This window comes from Streptomyces sp. CA-146814, assembly GCF_050942385.1.
In the GTDB taxonomy this organism is placed as follows: Bacteria; Actinomycetota; Actinomycetes; order Streptomycetales; family Streptomycetaceae; genus Streptomyces.
The window spans coordinates 5,246,505-5,261,336 of sequence record NZ_CP192068.1; the positions used below are offsets into that span (position 1 = coordinate 5,246,505).

The following is a 14,832-nucleotide window of genomic DNA, read 5'->3' on the forward strand; positions in this document are numbered from 1 at the left end:
GGTTACGTGAGGGAGGCCGGGGCGTTTGTCGCCCCGGCCTCCTCTTTCTACCGCCCCGCCTCCACCCTCAGCTCCGCCACCCCCGCCGGCTTCTCCGGGTCCTCCGAGGCCACCGTCACCCGGACCTTCCGGGCCGTGTCGCCCGCCAGGTACGGGCGCCAGAAGCGGCCGTCGACGGAGGTCTCCACCGTGTGGGACGCAGGCGGTACGTCGCTCCAGCGCGGGGTCACCGCCGTGATCCGTAGCGGGCGCGGGCCCACATCCACCGTCAGCGTTCCCGTCGCACCCTCCGGTGACCAGGACGTCGTCGGAGAACCGTCCACCGCCGCCTCCGCGTAGAGGCCCGGCGACTCCGAGGTGGCCGTCACCGGGCGGCAGCGGGCCGCGTCCGGCGTCGGGGTCAGGTCCGGGCGGCGGGTGGGGAGGGTGAGGGGCGAGGAGAGCCGGCGGCGTGCGCCCTCCGCCGTGTGGACCGTGAACGGCGTGCCCGACGTCAGGCGGACCGTGCTCGTCCGGGCGCCGATCTCGACCTCGTACGTCGCGTCCCGGTACCGCAGCCCCGTCAGCCGCACGCCCTCGCTCAGCTGCGGCGGCAGCAGCGGGTCCAGGTGGACGCCGTCCTCACGCAGGCGCAGGCCCGTCAGGCCGTGCGTGAAGACCTGGAGGAAGCCGCCCTTCCCGGTCAGGAAGTCCTCGGCCGGGAAGCCGGACAAGGGGTCCTCGGCGCCCGACTTCTCGCCCTTCGCCTCGGAGAACAGGTCGTAGGGTCCGCGCATGAACGGCCGTACCGCCCGCTGGAGATACGTGTACGTCGAGCAGCCCGGCTCCCCGATCGCCGCCGCGTCGATCGCGTGCACCGAGTCGGTCATCGCCGGGCCGTCCGGGTCCGTGCGGGCCGCGTAGTAGTCCAGGGTGGCGGCCGCCGCACCCGGTTCCATCGGCCACTCCAGCGGATACATCAGCAGGACCGTGTCCGCCTGCTTGATCGTGGAGCCGTTGTAGCCCGCGTACTGGAGGAACACCTTCCGGGCGGAGTCGTACGGGATGCGGAGGCCGTCCACCACCCGGTTCCAGGCCGTCGGCGGGCGGTGGCCGAGGAGTTCGGCCGCGCGCGTCGCGTTGCGGAGGGCCGTGGCGGCGACCGCGTTGGTGAAGACGGCGTCGTCCACGCCGTTGCTGTACTCGTCGGGCCCGGCCACGTTCTTGATCGAGTAACTGCCGTCCGCGTTCGCCGTGGCGCGTGACCGCCAGAACTCGGCGATGCCCTGGAGGAGTGGCCAGCCCCTGGCCGCCAGCCAGTCGCGGTCGCCGGTGGCGAGGTAGTACTGCCAGACGGCGAGCGACACATCGCCCTGGAGGTGGTTCTGGGTGAGGCAGTGCGGCGGGTCCCAGCTCTGGCACTCGGAGTCGATGCGGCCCCGGCTCGCGCTGGTCCACGGGTAGAACAGGCCCCGGTGGCCGTACTTCTCGGCGTTCGCGCGGGCCGCGTCCCGGGTGCGGTAGCGGTACTCGACGACCGAGCGGGCCAGCTCCGGACGGGTGGCGAGCAGGCCGGGGAACATCCAGGTCTCGGCGTCCCAGAAGATCATGCCCGCGTAGTTGTCGCTGGTCAGGCCCGCTGGGGCGATGCTGTCGGAGGAGCCGCGCCGGGTGTTGGCCAGCAGCCCGTACTGGGTCGAGCGCAGCCACCCCTGGAGCCGGCGGTCGCCCGGGACCAGGACATCGGCGGACCACGCCTCGCGCCACGCCGTCTCGTTCGCCGTGAAGATCCGGTCCCAGCCACGGCGGGCCGCGCGGTGGGCCGCCTCGCGGGCGTCGTCGGCGGGGGCCGTGGAGGTCAGGGCGGTGTCCACGCCGACGTACTTCTCGAAGGTGTACGTCCGCCCCTCACGGACCGGCGTCGGCCTCGGGGCCGTACGCGACTCGGGACGCAGCGTCTCCACGACCCCCGAGCCCCGGCGCATCGCCTGCGCCACCGCGCCCTCCACGCCGGTGCCGAGCGTCCTGAACGTGCCGTCCTTGCGCAGTGTGATCCGGCGTGCGCCCCGGTCGTCGAGGCGGCCGGTGACCGTCGCCGTACCGTTCCAGCGCGGTGTCATCCGCAGGCGTACGGCTCCGGTGTGGACGTCGGACCGGTCGGCGAGGACGTCGTACGTGAGGTCGGTGGCCCGGCCGTCCGCCGTCGTCCAGCGCAGCGAGGTGCGGACGAGGCCGCAGCTGAGGAAGACCGTCTGGCGGTAGTGCGAGACCCGGCCGGCCGGTGTGTCCGCGCCGAACTTCTCGTTGCCGACGCCCACCTCGATCGTCGTCCAGCTCGGCAGTGCGGCGATCACCTCGCGGCCCTCGGAGACCGCCTTGTCCCGTGCGTACAGGCCGGAGACGAACGCGCCGTCGTAGCGCGGCGTGTAGAGCGGCCAGCCGGTCTTCTCGCCGGTGGCCGCGTAGCCGGTACCGGCGGCCGGGACGCGGTGGCCGAGGTAGCCGTTCCCGACGTACGCGTCGTAGCCCTCGGCCTCTCCGAAGCGCGTGGAGGTCAGGGCCCAGGCGGGGTCCTGGCCATCCGTCCGGCCGCAGGCGGGTACGGAGGCCGGCGGCGGTTTCGGAGTGGCTGCGGCGGTTGCGTGGGGGAGGGGCGGCAGCGGTGCGATCAGGGCGGCCGCGACCAGGGAGGCGAGGACGGAGATACGCGAGAGGCTCACGGTACGAAGGTAGGGAGGCGGCCGTACGGGCGGGCGGTACGGCACGCCCGCCCCGGAAACTTGGCGTGAACGCGCCCGCCGGATGGCCCTGCCCTGCCCTTTCGGGGTGGGCCCTCAGCTCCGGGCGACGTCCTTGACGAAGACCAGGCCGTCCGTCTCCGCCAGGTGCGCCGGGTCCAGGCCGAAGTAGCCGAACCACGGGGACACGCGGGGCGCGGGGAGCGGGTCGCCCAAGGTGGCGGACAGCGCGCGGGGGTCGATGAGGAAGCGGTCGGCCGGGAGCGCGTACAGCAGGCCCTCCACCGTCTCCGGCGGCGGCTCGTCCACACCCTGGTGCCGGATCGTGCCGAGAGCCGTGGCGAGGAACCCGTACTCCGCTCCCAGCCGCGCGCTCACGAGCGATCCGGCGCTCCACCACTCCAGCCGCTCACCGCCCATCCGCATCGAACTCCTCTCCCGCTGGAGATGGCTGTTGTGGGCGAAGGCGAGGACCGGGCCGCGGGCGGCGAGATCGAGGAGGTTCTCGGCCATCATCCGGTCCCGCATGCCGAGCAGCCGGGGCAGACGGGCGGGCGAGGTGTCGGCCATCCAGAAGTGGTAGCGCAGCAGGCCGGTGGCGGTGCGGCCGTACAGCCGGGCGCGGTCCCAGGCCTCCCGGCCGGCCGCCGTGATCAGGTGCGGGGTCCGCTCGTCGAGCAGTGACACCAAGTCGGCGGCGAGGAGGTGGAGTTCCGCCGCCTCGGAGGAGCGGCCGAAGGACCGGGACGGGTCCATCATCGCGGCGGGTTCGGTCCACCGGGCATCGGGGCCGAGGAGGTGGTCGAGCGTGGCGGCGGTGCAGGGCAGCAGGTGGTCCGCGTCCAGCCAGGAGGCGAGGAAGGTGTGGAGCGCGGTGAGGGCCTGCCGGGGGCTCGCGGCGCCGGTGATCTCCAGGGGGCCGTCGAAACCGGCGAGGCGGAGGTGGTCGGAGGCGTCGCGGCCGGTGTTGAACTCCCTTGCCCAGCGGACCAGTTCACGGTTGGCGGCGGACGCGCCGAATCCGTGGCTGAATCCGTGCGTCATGGCTTCGTCGAGCGTTCCGGTGCCGGAGGTCACGTACGCGTCCACGCGCAGGCCCGCCAGGCAGTCGCTCTCGATGGCGATCGTCCGGTAACCCTCCTGCTCCACGAGGTGCCGGAAGAGTTCGTTGCGTACGTCGAGCAACGTGTCCTCGCCGTGCGTCGGCTCGCCCAGCGCGAGGACACGCGGGCGGGACGGGAACAGCTTCAGGACGGCGGAGGCTTCGACGGCATGCGTGAGGTGCGCGATAGGCGCGGTGCCAGGGGTCATGCATTCAACGGTATCGTTGAACCTTCGGTGGAGACTTTTGCCCGCCAGGGCATGGAGCAGGTGGTTGTTGTGGAGGGAAAGCCTCAAAGGCGGGTGCACCTTCGGCCGGTCGACCTGGCCCGTCCGCACGGTCTCTCCACCCAGGCCGTACGGAACTACGAGGAGGCGGGCATCCTCCCGGCCGCCGAGCGCACGGCGAGCGGCTACCGCACCTACACCCCGCTCCACGCGCGGGCCCTGGCCGCCTTCCTCGCCCTCCTGCCCGGCCACGGCCACCGGACGGCGACGGCCGTCATGCGGGCCGTGAACCGGGGCGCGGCCGACGAGGCGTTCCTCCTCGTCGACGAGAGCCACGCCCAGCTCCTGGAGGACCGGCGGACCCTGCGGGCGGTGGAGAACGCCCTGCGCGACCTGGGGCCGGAGGCGGGGGAGTCCGGGCCGCCCGGAAGTTCCGCCGCCACTTTCATCGGGCCGCTGGCGGACCAGCTCGGCCTCCGGCCCGCCACCCTGCGCAAGTGGGAGGCGGCCGGGCTGGTCCGCCCGCGCCGCGACCCGCTGACCGGTTACCGCGTGTACGGCGAGGCCGACGTCCGGGACGCCCGGCTGGTCCACCAACTCCGGCGCGGCGGCTACCTGCTGGAGCAGATCGCTCCGCTGCTCGACCAGGTCCGGGCGGCCGGCGGGCTCGCGCCCCTGGAGGCCGCCCTCACCGACTGGCACTCCCGGCTCGCTGGGCGCGGCCGCGCGCTGCTGGCGGGCGCCGCGGAGCTGGACGCGTACCTGCGGGAGAGGGAAGAGCCGGAGGCTCAGCCGTAAGAGCTCAGCAAACCCGACCCCACCCCCTCAGCCCGCCATCCCCGTCTTCACCCCCGCCCCGCACAACGGCACCACCACGCTCCCCGGCGGCCGGTGCGCCGCGTCGTCCCGGACCGCCGCCCAGCACGCCACCCCCGTCGTCTCCACGAAGAACCCGCGCGCCGCCAAGTCCCGTTGCGCGTCGCGGATCTCGTCCTCCGACACCGTCAGGAACGTGCCGCCCGACGCCCGTACCGCCGCCAGGATCTGCCGGGCGCGCGGCGGACGCGGGATCGCAATGCCCTCCGCCAGGGTCGGGGCCACCGGGCCCGCCGGCAGCAGCTCCGCCGCTTCCGCCCGGAACGCCTCCGCCAGCGGTGACACCGCCTCCGCCTGCACGGCCACGAGCCGCGGCCGGTCCGCGATCAGGCCCAGCGCGTGCAGCTCGGCGGTGGCGAGGGCCGCGCCGAGGAGCAGCGTGCCGTTGCCGACCGGGACCACCAGCGTGTCCGGGAGCCGGCCGCCGAGGTCCTCCCACAGCTCGTACACGTACGTCTTCGTGCCGTGCAGGAAGTACGGGTTGAAGACATGCGAGGCGTAGAAGACTCCCGGCTCGTCCGCCGCCGCGCGGGCCGCCAGGGCCGTCGCCTCCCGGCCGCCGGGGACGGTCACCAGGCGTGCGCCGTGGGCCCGGATCTGCTCGGTCTTCTTGGCCGATGTGCCCTCGGGGACGTACACCGTGCAGGGCAGCCCCGCCCGTGCGCAGTACGCGGCGACCGACGTGCCCGCGTTGCCGCTGCTGTCGGCCACCACCCGGTCCGGGCCCAGCCGCCGGGCCAGCTCCGCGAGCATCACCGCGCCCCGGTCCTTGAAGGAGAGTGTCGGCATCAAGTAGTCCAGCTTGGCCGAGACGGTCTCCGTGAGCGGGACCAGCGGGGTGCGGCCCTCGCCGAGGGAGGCCTCGGGGGCGGCGAGCGGCAGGATCTCTTCGTAACGCCACAGTGAATTGGCACGCCCGGAAAGCACATGCGCGGAGAGCCCGGAGGCCGGGGTGAAGTCCAGGTCCCACGGGCCCCGGCAGGTGGGACACCGCCAGGTCAGGGCTGAAGTGGGGGACCGGGTTCCGTCCTGGGGGCAGTGGTACGTGGTCATGGTCGCCAGGATGTCAGGCATATGGCAGGTGAATGGCGCGCGTATGGCGGGGCTCAAGGCACCCTTGTGGGTTTGCCATGGATCGGTCAATCTTTCGCTGGCAGCAGGGCATGCCGGTCGCGGACGACGCAGAAAACGGGGCGTTCGGGTCGTTGATTTGTCATGCCCCTGTCGGGAGTCTCGCGCGGCTCCGGCACCACCCCCCACCAGCGCACCGCCTATGAGGAGGACCCCTCACATGTCAGTGATGCGTCACACCCCCCATGCACGTCGAAGACTCGCCGCGGCGACCGTCATAGCCACCGCAGCCGCCGTCGCCCTCGCCACCGCCGGCACCCTCCCGGCGACCGCGGCCGAGAGCGCACCCGAAGGCGTGATCCTGAACGCCGGCGCCCCGGGCACCATCAGCGACAGCTACATCGTCACGCTGAAGGACTCGGCCGCCAGGTCGGACTCCGCCCAGGGCAAGGCCCTCGCGAAGAAGTACGGCGCGTCCATCGAACGGACCTACCGCGCGGCCCTCAACGGCTACGCGGTCGAGGCCACCGCCGCGGAGGCGAAGAAGCTCGCCGCCGACCCGGCCGTCGCGTCCGTCTCGCAGAACCGCACCTTCACGGTCTCCGCCACCCAGAACAACCCGCCCTCCTGGGGCCTGGACCGCATCGACCAGCGGAACCTCCCGCTGGACCAGCGCTACACCTACCCCGACAAGGCCGGTGAGGGCGTCACCGCCTACATCATCGACACCGGGGTACGGATCAGCCACAGCGACTTCGGCGGCCGGGCGTTCAACGGCTTCGACGCCGTGGACAACGACAACGTCTCGCAGGACGGCAACGGCCACGGCACGCACGTGGCGGGCACCGTGGCGGGCGGCGCCTACGGCGTCGCCAAGAAGGCCAGGATCGTCGGCGTCCGGGTGCTGAACAACAGCGGCTCGGGCACCACCGCGGGCGTCGTCGCGGGCATCGACTGGGTGACGGCCAACGCCGTCAAGCCCGCCGTCGCCAACATGAGCCTCGGCGGTGGCGCGGACTCGGTCCTCGACGCGGCCGTCCGCCGCTCCATCGCCTCCGGCATCACCTACGCCGTCGCGGCGGGCAACGAGTCGACCAACGCGAACACCAAGTCCCCGGCGCGGGTCACCGAGGCCATCACGGTGGGCTCGACGACCAACACCGACGCCCGCTCCAGCTTCTCCAACTTCGGCGCGGTCGTGGACATCTTCGCGCCCGGTTCCTCGATCACCTCGTCGTGGCACACGAGTGACAGCGCCACGAACACCATCTCCGGTACGTCGATGGCCAGCCCGCACGTCGCCGGCGCGGCCGCGATCTACCTCGCCGACAACCCGGGCTCCACCCCCGCCCAGGTCTCCGCCGGTCTCGTCGCGGCCGCCACGCCGAACGTCGTCGGCAACCCGGGCACCGGCTCGCCCAACCGCCTCCTGTACGTCGGAGCGGGCGGCACGACCCCGCCGGACCCGGACCCGGGCAAGAAGTTCGAGAACACCACCGGCTACCCGGTCAACGACAACTCCACGGTCGAGTCGCCGGTCACCGTCACCGGGATCGCCGGCAACGCCCCGTCGGCGCTGAAGGTGCCGGTCAACATCTCGCACACCTACATCGGTGACCTGAGGATCGACCTCGTCGCTCCCAACGGCACGGTCTTCAACCTGAAGGCGTTCGGCTCCGGCGGCAGCGCCGACAACGTGGTCACCACGTACACGGTCAACGCCTCCTCCGTCGCCGCCAACGGCACCTGGAAGCTCCGGGTCGCGGACAACGCGCGCCTGGACACCGGCCGGATCAACAGCTGGGGTCTGCACTTCTGACCCCGGTGGAGCCTCACTGAACCGGTGACATGACGTTGGGGCGGTCGTATCAGGCGACCGCCCCAACCTCGTTTCTCCTAGCGCCGGTTGAGACCGCGGTCCACGGCGGTCACCAGCTCACCGTTCTCCGTGTCCCCGTCCAGCGACCAGAACATCGCGCCGCCCAGGCCCTTGTCCCGGATGTACGAGGTCTTGGCGCGCAGCACCTGCGGGTCGTCGTACGTCCACAGCGTGGTCCCGTCGAAGAGCCAGGCGTGGCCGTTCTTCGTGTCCCGGTGGACCTTGAACGCGCCGGACTCGGCCAGCTTCTTGAGGACCTTGTAGTCCTCGTAGCCGTTGGCCCAGGTGGCCGGAGCCGGGCCGGTGGCCGGCTGGCCGAGGCCGTTGCCGCCGCCGCTCACTCCGGTCCAGCCCTGGCCGTACGTCGGCATGCCGACCACGAGCTTGTGCTTGGGCGCGCCGCGCTTGACCCAGTCCCGCACGGTCTGGTCCACGCTGAAGTCGTTCTTCGCGTAGAGCGCCGACTGCTGGGCCGTCTTCTTCTCGCCCGACACGTGGTAGTCGTAGCCCTGAAGGTTGACGAAGTCGAAGTCCTTCATGAGCCGCTTCACGTCGAAGCCGGCGTCGATCGCCTTCGGGTTGGCGGGGACGTACGCCGACAGGTCGTAGTGCTTGGGCTTCGGCTTGTGGTGGCCGTGGCCCTTCTTCTGCTTGGCCTGGCTCTTGGCGTACGCGTCGAGCTGGACGCGGAACTCGCTGATCAGGGCCGTGAAGTTCTTCTTGTCCTCCGGCCGGAAGACGGTGCCCTCGTTGGCCGCCGAGCCGGGCCACTCCCAGTCGACGTCGATGCCGTCGAAGACACCGGCCGCCGCACCCTGGCCGCCGCGCGCGCCGTCCACCGGCAGGTTGCCCTTGATGTACAGGTCGATGCAGGAGGCGACGAGCGCCTTGCGGGAGGCCGCGGTGCGCACCGAGTCGGAGAAGTGCGTGGACCAGCTCCAGCCGCCGAGCGAGATCATGACCTTGAGGCCGGGGTTCTTGGCCTTCAGCTTGCGGAGCTGGTTGAAGTTGCCCGCGAGCGGCTGGGTGTCGGTGTCGGCGACGCCGTCCACCGAGTTCGCCGCGTCGAGGGGACGGGCGTAGTCCGCCCAGGCGTCGGCCTGGCCGGCGATGTTGCCGGTGAAGCACTTGCCTTCGGCGCTGACGTTGCCGAAGGCGTAGTTGATGTGGGTCAGCTTGGCCGCGCTCCCGCTGGTCTGCAGGTCGTTGACCTGGAAGTCGCGCCCGTAGACGCCCCATTGGGTGAAGTAGCCGATGTTCTTGTACGCGGGCCGGTGGTGGCCCTTGGAGCGGTCGCCGTTGCTCTGGCCGCGGTCCGGGCCGGCCACGGCGGCCGGGGCGGCACTCGCCAGCAGGGCGAAGGTGACGCCCGCGATGGTCAGTCGGGACAGGTTTCTTCGGGGCATGAGGCTCGTTCCTGTGCGTGATCCGGTGCGGTGGGGACGTACGGATGCGGAAGGGGTGTGCGGAGCCGTGCTGTGCACAGGAAGGTATTGGTCTGGACCAAAAACGGTCAAGGGGTGGGGAGTTGCGGTCCGTCGCGGCCGTGTCGATCGCCGCGGTCCAGGGCAGTGATTCAGGGCAGAGATCCAGGGCGGGGATTGGCCGGGAAGCGCTCTGGTGCCGTCGGTCGATCCATGCATGATCCGCTTCAGCGTCATCACATTAAGTGAAACTCTGGCCCATGCTTGCGGTGCGCAACCCACGGTTGTCAGGCTGTTGCAGACTGTCAACCTGTTGGGAGTGGCCTGTGACTTTCGGTGAGCAGCCCGCCTATCTGCGCGTGGCGAGCGATCTGCGGGAGAAGATCGTGAACGGCGCGCTGCCGCCCCATACCCGCCTGCCGTCGCAGGCCCGCATCCGGGAGGAGTACGGGGTCTCGGACACCGTCGCCCTGGAGGCGCGCAAGGTCCTGATGGCCGAGGGGCTGGTCGAGGGCCGCTCCGGCTCCGGGACGTACGTGCGCGAGCGCCCCGTTCCCCGCATGATCGCCCGGTCCGGATACCGCCCGGGGAAGGGTGCCAGCCCGTTCCGCCAGGAGCAGACGGCCGACGGCGTGCGCGGGACCTGGGAGTCCCGCAGCGAGCAGGAGGGAGCGAGCGCCGAGGTGGCCGAGCGGCTCGGCATCGAGCCGGGCGACCGGGTCATGCGGACGCATTACGTGTTCCGCGAGGCGGGCGAGCCGATCATGCTCTCCACCTCCTGGGAGCCCCTCTCTGTCACCGGGCGTACGCCGGTGATGCTCCCTGAGGAGGGTCCGCTGGGCGGCTGCGGTGTGGTCGACCGGATGGCGGCGATCGACATCGTCGTGGACAACGTGGCCGAGGAGGTCGGCGCGCGGCCCGGGCTCGCGGAGGAGCTGCTGGCGCTCGGCGGGGTGCCTGGCCATGTGGTCATCGTGATCGGGCGTACGTACTACGCCTCGGGGCGCGCGGTGGAGACCGCCGATGTGGTGGTGCCCGCCGATCGCTACCGGGTCGCTTATCACTTGCCGGTCAGATGAGTTGACGCCCCGTCGGGCCGTCCCGCTCCTTCGCGAGCTGGGACGACGGGGGTGAGAAGGGGGCGCATCCAGCGGATGCGCCCCCTTCGTCATGGCCGGATGTGTATCTCTTTGTGTAAAGACGCCTGCGCTGAGTGAAGGTCAGGCGTACGCTCGGGCATATGCGCACTGCGGTTTCCTGGGGATCCTTAGAGACGTGCACGCCGGTGCCGTGCATGCCGGTGTCGTGCACGCCGGCGGAAAGAGGGGCGACATGCGGGGGAGCGACACGATGAGCGACAGCGGTGCCGTGCTCCCGTGGCTGGTGATACGGCAGGACGACGGTGGCAACCGCTACCGCGTCGGCAGATACGCCACACAGGCCGAGGCGCAGAGGGTCGCCGACGGCCTCGACGACCGCAAGCACCACCAGGTGTACCGGGTGGAGCGCGTGGGGCAGGGCGGCAGCCGGTCCTGAGGGCCTGAAGCGCTCACACCGGGCTCCGGGGCCGCGACCGCGCTCCGGGGCCCGCTGCCACGCTCGGGGGCCCGCTGCCGCGTTCGGGGGCCACAGGTCGGGCTCCGGCATCCTGCCCCGCAGGCGGTAGGGTCCCGCCCGTCCGGCAGGAGCGTTCCGGGCGAGGCGAGCAAGGGTGGAGCGGTGATGGCGGTGCTGATCGACACGGTGGCCTGGGTACTGATCGAGGACGGCAGGATCCTCTGCGCCCGACCCCAGGGCAAGGACGTCTTCTACATCCCGGGCGGCAAGCGCGAGGGCGCCGAGACCGACCTGGAGACCCTCCTCCGCGAGATCGAGGAGGAGCTGACGGTCGGCCTGATCCCGGAGACCGTCGTCCACGCCGGTACGTACGAGGCGCACGCCCATGACGGTCCCGACGCCCCCCTCGTCCGTATGAGCTGCTACTACGCCGACCATCGCGGCGTCCTGGCCGCGAGCAGCGAGATCGAGGAGGTGGCGTGGTTCTCCTACGCCGACCGCCCGCTCGTGCCGCCGGTGGACCAGCTGCTCTTCGACGACCTCGCGGCCGCGGGCGAACTGCGCTGATCCGAGGCCTGGCGGCGGGCCGGACCGGGTACGCCCGTCTGCACCAAACCCCGGGCTGCGCGGTAGTAAGCCATAAATGGTGGGTATGGGCTGATTGTCCCCATTTATCTATGGGGTGAGTCCGTGGCCGGCCCTGGGAAGTGATCGGCGTGATCGAGACCGAAGGTGACTGCGCCGAGTGGACCTTCCCGGCCGAACCGGGTTCCGTGCGCAGCGCCCGGCACGCCGTCCGTGACGCCCTGGACTGCTGGGGCCTGGACCCGGCGGTCGGTGACATGACGGTCCTGCTGGTCAGCGAGCTGGTCACCAACTCCCTGCGGTACGCCTCCGGCCCCATCGGCGTACGTCTGGAGCGCACGCACCCGGCCGCCGGGAGCAACGGGTCGGGTGAGCTGACCGGAGACTTCGCCACCGACCTCCGGCTCGCCGCCGCCGACCGCCCGCGCACCCCCGACCGCCCGCAGGCCACCCCCGGACTGCTGGTGGAGGTCTCCGATCCGCTTCCGGATCCACCCACCGAACGCAGTGCGGGACCCGACGACGAAGGCGGCCGGGGACTGCAGCTCGTGGCCTGCTCCGCACGCCGCTGGGGGACTCGTCGCGGAAAGAGCGGCAAGACGGTGTGGTTCGAGCTCGCTCTCCCTGGTTAGGAGTGGGGTGGGACGCACAGCGATCACCAGAGGTCGGGCAGGACCTGGCTGAAAGGGACTGAGACCTTGCTGTGATCGTGAACGCCGTGTCGGTCGGGGCCGTAGTGCTGAATACTGCGGGCAGGACCGGTCCGGTGTGTGAGCTGGAGGGGACGGTCGCGTGAGCGAAATACCTGGGACAACGGGCGACGTCGTGTGGCAGAGCAGTCCGCCCGGCTCGATCTACGACTACATCAGGGTCGCCTCCTTCTCGATCGGGGCCGACGGTCTGATCGAGCAGTGGAGCCGCCGGGCCGCCGGCCTCTTCGGCATGGCCGCCGACGAGGCGATCGGGCGTGACCCGGTCGAGGCCTTCATGCCTGCCGAGCTGCGCTCGGACGGTCACCGGAGAGTCGGCGAGATCCTGGACGGCAAGGAGTGGACGGGCCTCGTCCCGTTCCGGATGCCGGGCGAGGGCGGTGCGCACGGGCTCGCCGAGGTCTATGTGATGCCCAGTGAGACGGCGGACGGTGAGCGGGCAGCGCTCTGCATCGTCGTGGACGTCCGCGCGTTGCGCAGGATCGAGACGGACCTCGCCGCCTCGCAGGCCATATTCGGCCAATCTCCGTTCGGCTTCGTGCTGTTCGGTACGGACTTCACCGTCGTCCGCGCCAACCAGCGCTTCGCGACCGTCTTCGGCGGCGCGGCCGACGACCACCGGGGCCGCACGGTCGACGACTACCTCCCCGGCCCGGAGGCCGACCGGCTGGCCGCCACGCTCAAACGCGTCCTGCAGACCGGCGAGTCCGTCACCGACCTCCAGCTGGTCGGCCCCACCCCCGGTGGGACCGGCCGCCGCCACTGGTCCATGAACCTCTACCGGGTGCACAGCGGCTCCGGTCGGCCCGTCGGCGTCGCGGGCCTCGCCACCGATGTCACCCGCCGTCACATCGCCGCCCGCGAGGCCGCCAGCGCCCGGCGCAACCTGGCCCTCCTCAACGAGGCCAGCGCCCGCATCGGCAACTCGCTCGACCTGGAGACCACCGCCCGCGAGCTGCTCGACGTGGCCGTCCCCGGCTTCTGCGACCTGGCCGCCGTCGACCTCTACCAGGGCCTGCTCACCGGCGAGGAGGCCGCGCCCGGCTCCTGGGCGCCACCGCACCGCGAGTCCGGCGGCGGCTCGGCCGAGCTGCGCCGGGTCGCCCACGCCAGCGCCGTGGCCGACGCCCTGCCGACCGCCGTGGCCGGCAGCGGCGCGCCGGGCCCCGGCGACCTGCCGCCCGCGCTCGGCTCCGTCCACCGCTTCCCGTTCGGCTCGCCCTGCGCCATCGCGCTGCGCTCGGGCCATGTGGAGGCGGTGCCCGGCGACGACATGGGGTTCGTGCAGTCGACGCTCGCCGTGCCGATGGTCGCGCACGACACCGTCGTCGGCCTCGTCCAGTTCTCCCGTACGAAGGGGAGCGAGCCGTTCGGTGAGCGCGACCGGGCGCTGGCCACGGAGCTGGCCGCCCGCGCCGCCGTCTGCATCGACAACGCGCGCCTCTACCGTCGCGAGCACGAACGCGCCCTGATCCTCCAGCGCAGCCTGCTGCCCCCGGGCGACCCCGAGGCCGCCGGGCTCGACATCGCCTGCCGCTACCTCCCGGGCAACACCGCCACCGAGGTCGGCGGCGACTGGTTCGACGTCATCGAGCTGCCGGGCCACCGCACCGCACTGGTCGTCGGCGACGTCATGGGCCGGGGCCTGCGGGCCGCCGTCGCCATGGGCGAACTCCGCACCGCCGTAAGGACCCTGGCCCTCCTGGACCTGGAACCCGCCGAAGTGCTCTCCGCCCTGGACGAGGTCGCGCGCGGCCTCGGCTCCCCGGGCGGCGGCGAGCGCAGCGAGGGGCTCGGCGGCAGCGGAGGCGCCCAGTGGCCCTCCCGCGCCGCGCAGAAGTCGCGGGAGGCGGACCTCTCCGAGGTGTATCTGGCGACCTGCGTGTACGCGGTCTACGACCCGGTCACCCGACGCTGTACGTTCGCCAACGCCGGCCACCTCCCGCCCGCCGTGGTCGAGCCCGGCCGTCCCGCCCGGCTCATCGACGTACCACCGGGAATGCCGCTCGGCGTCGGCGGCGAGCCGTTCGAGGAGGTGGAGGTGGAGCTGGCCGAGAACGCGCTGCTCACCCTCTACACCGACGGGCTCGTCGAATCCCGCGACCAGCCGCTCGACGAGGGCCTGGACGCGTTGCGCTCGGTGCTCACCGGTCCGCAGATGCCGTTGGAGGACGCCTGCGACTTCGTCCTCTCCACGCTCGACACCCGCCACGGCGAGGACGACATCGCGCTGCTGATGGCCCGCATCCAGGGCCTGCCCGAGGAGGCCGTCGGGGACTGGCGGCTGCCGCGCGAACCCCGCTCGGTGGGCCGCGCCCGCGAGCTGGCCCGCTCGCAGCTCATGGCCTGGGACCTCGACGACCTGGTCGACACCACCGAACTCCTCGTCAGCGAGCTGGTCACCAACGCCCTGCGCTACGGCGAGGGCGAGATCCGGCTCCGGCTGCTGCGCGACCGGACCCTGGTCTGCGAGGTGTGGGACGCCGGACTCGTCCAGCCGCGCCGCCGCCGGGCCCGCGACACCGACGAGGGCGGGCGCGGGCTCCAGCTGGTCGGCCTGCTCAGCGCCGCCTGGGGCGCACGCCGCACCCCGCGCGGCAAGACCGTCTGGTTCGAACTGGCCCTGCCGACCGGGGCACCGGCAGCCGAACTCTCCGTGGAGCAGCTGCTGAGCATGTACTGAC

The 14,832-nt window shown here is 72.0% G+C and carries 11 protein-coding genes; 7 read left to right on the forward strand and 4 right to left on the reverse strand.

Going from position 1 to position 14,832, the window contains the following annotated elements:
- Positions 1–47: 47 nt before the first annotated feature.
- Both ACQP09_RS23635 and ACQP09_RS23640 read right to left on the reverse strand, forming a co-directional pair.
- Positions 48–2,699 carry a glycosyl hydrolase family 65 protein gene (locus ACQP09_RS23635; protein ID WP_433402766.1) on the reverse strand — a complete coding sequence of 884 codons (2,652 nt, stop codon included), beginning with the start codon at positions 2,697–2,699 and terminating at the stop codon, positions 48–50.
- 114 nt (positions 2,700–2,813) lie between these two features.
- Positions 2,814–4,028, reverse strand: coding sequence for an erythromycin esterase family protein (locus tag ACQP09_RS23640; protein ID WP_433402769.1), 1,215 nt, complete (start codon positions 4,026–4,028; stop codon positions 2,814–2,816).
- Between the two features lie 51 nt (positions 4,029–4,079).
- On the opposite strand from ACQP09_RS23640, the gene ACQP09_RS23645 reads away from it, so the two are divergent.
- Positions 4,080–4,844, forward strand: a complete 765-nt coding sequence (locus ACQP09_RS23645) for a TioE family transcriptional regulator (RefSeq protein WP_433406737.1) — start codon at positions 4,080–4,082, stop codon at positions 4,842–4,844.
- 27 nt (positions 4,845–4,871) lie between these two features.
- Here the strand turns inward: ACQP09_RS23645 and ACQP09_RS23650 are convergent, their stop codons facing one another.
- Positions 4,872–5,975, reverse strand: coding sequence for a threonine synthase (locus ACQP09_RS23650; protein WP_433402772.1), 1,104 nt, complete (start codon positions 5,973–5,975; stop codon positions 4,872–4,874).
- Between the two features lie 238 nt (positions 5,976–6,213).
- Here ACQP09_RS23650 and ACQP09_RS23655 point away from each other — a divergent pair, with 238 nt between their 5' ends.
- Positions 6,214–7,812: a S8 family peptidase gene (locus ACQP09_RS23655; protein WP_433402774.1), complete on the forward strand. Its 1,599-nt coding sequence runs from the start codon at positions 6,214–6,216 to the stop codon at positions 7,810–7,812.
- 77 nt (positions 7,813–7,889) lie between these two features.
- Here ACQP09_RS23655 and ACQP09_RS23660 read toward each other — a convergent pair whose 3' ends face one another.
- Positions 7,890–9,278, reverse strand: a complete 1,389-nt coding sequence (locus tag ACQP09_RS23660) for a glycoside hydrolase family 18 protein (protein WP_433402777.1) — start codon at positions 9,276–9,278, stop codon at positions 7,890–7,892.
- A 344-nt stretch (positions 9,279–9,622) separates the two neighbouring features.
- Between ACQP09_RS23660 and ACQP09_RS23665 the strand changes: the two genes are divergently transcribed.
- The 5 genes from ACQP09_RS23665 (at position 9,623) to ACQP09_RS23685 (ending at position 14,831) form a co-directional block, all read left to right on the forward strand.
- A complete protein-coding gene (locus tag ACQP09_RS23665; protein ID WP_031123187.1) occupies positions 9,623–10,375 on the forward strand; it encodes a GntR family transcriptional regulator in 753 nt (250 codons plus the stop codon).
- Positions 10,376–10,628: 253 nt separating this feature from the next.
- Entirely contained in the window at positions 10,629–10,832 is a 204-nt protein-coding gene (locus tag ACQP09_RS23670; RefSeq protein ID WP_432148858.1) for an SPOR domain-containing protein, read from the forward strand.
- A 183-nt stretch (positions 10,833–11,015) separates the two neighbouring features.
- Positions 11,016–11,420 (forward strand): NUDIX hydrolase, encoded by a 405-nt coding sequence (locus ACQP09_RS23675; RefSeq protein WP_432148857.1) that lies wholly within the window; start codon positions 11,016–11,018, stop codon positions 11,418–11,420.
- Between the two features lie 140 nt (positions 11,421–11,560).
- Entirely contained in the window at positions 11,561–12,070 is a 510-nt protein-coding gene (locus ACQP09_RS23680; protein WP_433402782.1) for an ATP-binding protein, read from the forward strand.
- A 193-nt stretch (positions 12,071–12,263) separates the two neighbouring features.
- A complete protein-coding gene (locus ACQP09_RS23685) occupies positions 12,264–14,831 on the forward strand; it encodes a SpoIIE family protein phosphatase (RefSeq protein ID WP_433406739.1) in 2,568 nt (855 codons plus the stop codon).
- Position 14,832: the final 1 nt, after the last annotated feature.

Bases quoted from the DNA above. Each gene is read 5' to 3' on its own strand.
- ACQP09_RS23640 (WP_433402769.1), bottom strand. From the start codon at position 4,028: ATGACCCCTGGCACCGCGCCTATCGCGCACCTCACGCATGCCGTCGAA.
- ACQP09_RS23645 (WP_433406737.1), top strand. From the start codon at position 4,080: ATGGAGCAGGTGGTTGTTGTGGAGGGAAAGCCTCAAAGGCGGGTGCAC.
- ACQP09_RS23650 (WP_433402772.1), bottom strand. From the start codon at position 5,975: ATGACCACGTACCACTGCCCCCAGGACGGAACCCGGTCCCCCACTTCA.
- ACQP09_RS23655 (WP_433402774.1), top strand. From the start codon at position 6,214: ATGTCAGTGATGCGTCACACCCCCCATGCACGTCGAAGACTCGCCGCG.
- ACQP09_RS23660 (WP_433402777.1), bottom strand. From the start codon at position 9,278: ATGCCCCGAAGAAACCTGTCCCGACTGACCATCGCGGGCGTCACCTTC.
- ACQP09_RS23670 (WP_432148858.1), top strand. From the start codon at position 10,629: ATGCGGGGGAGCGACACGATGAGCGACAGCGGTGCCGTGCTCCCGTGG.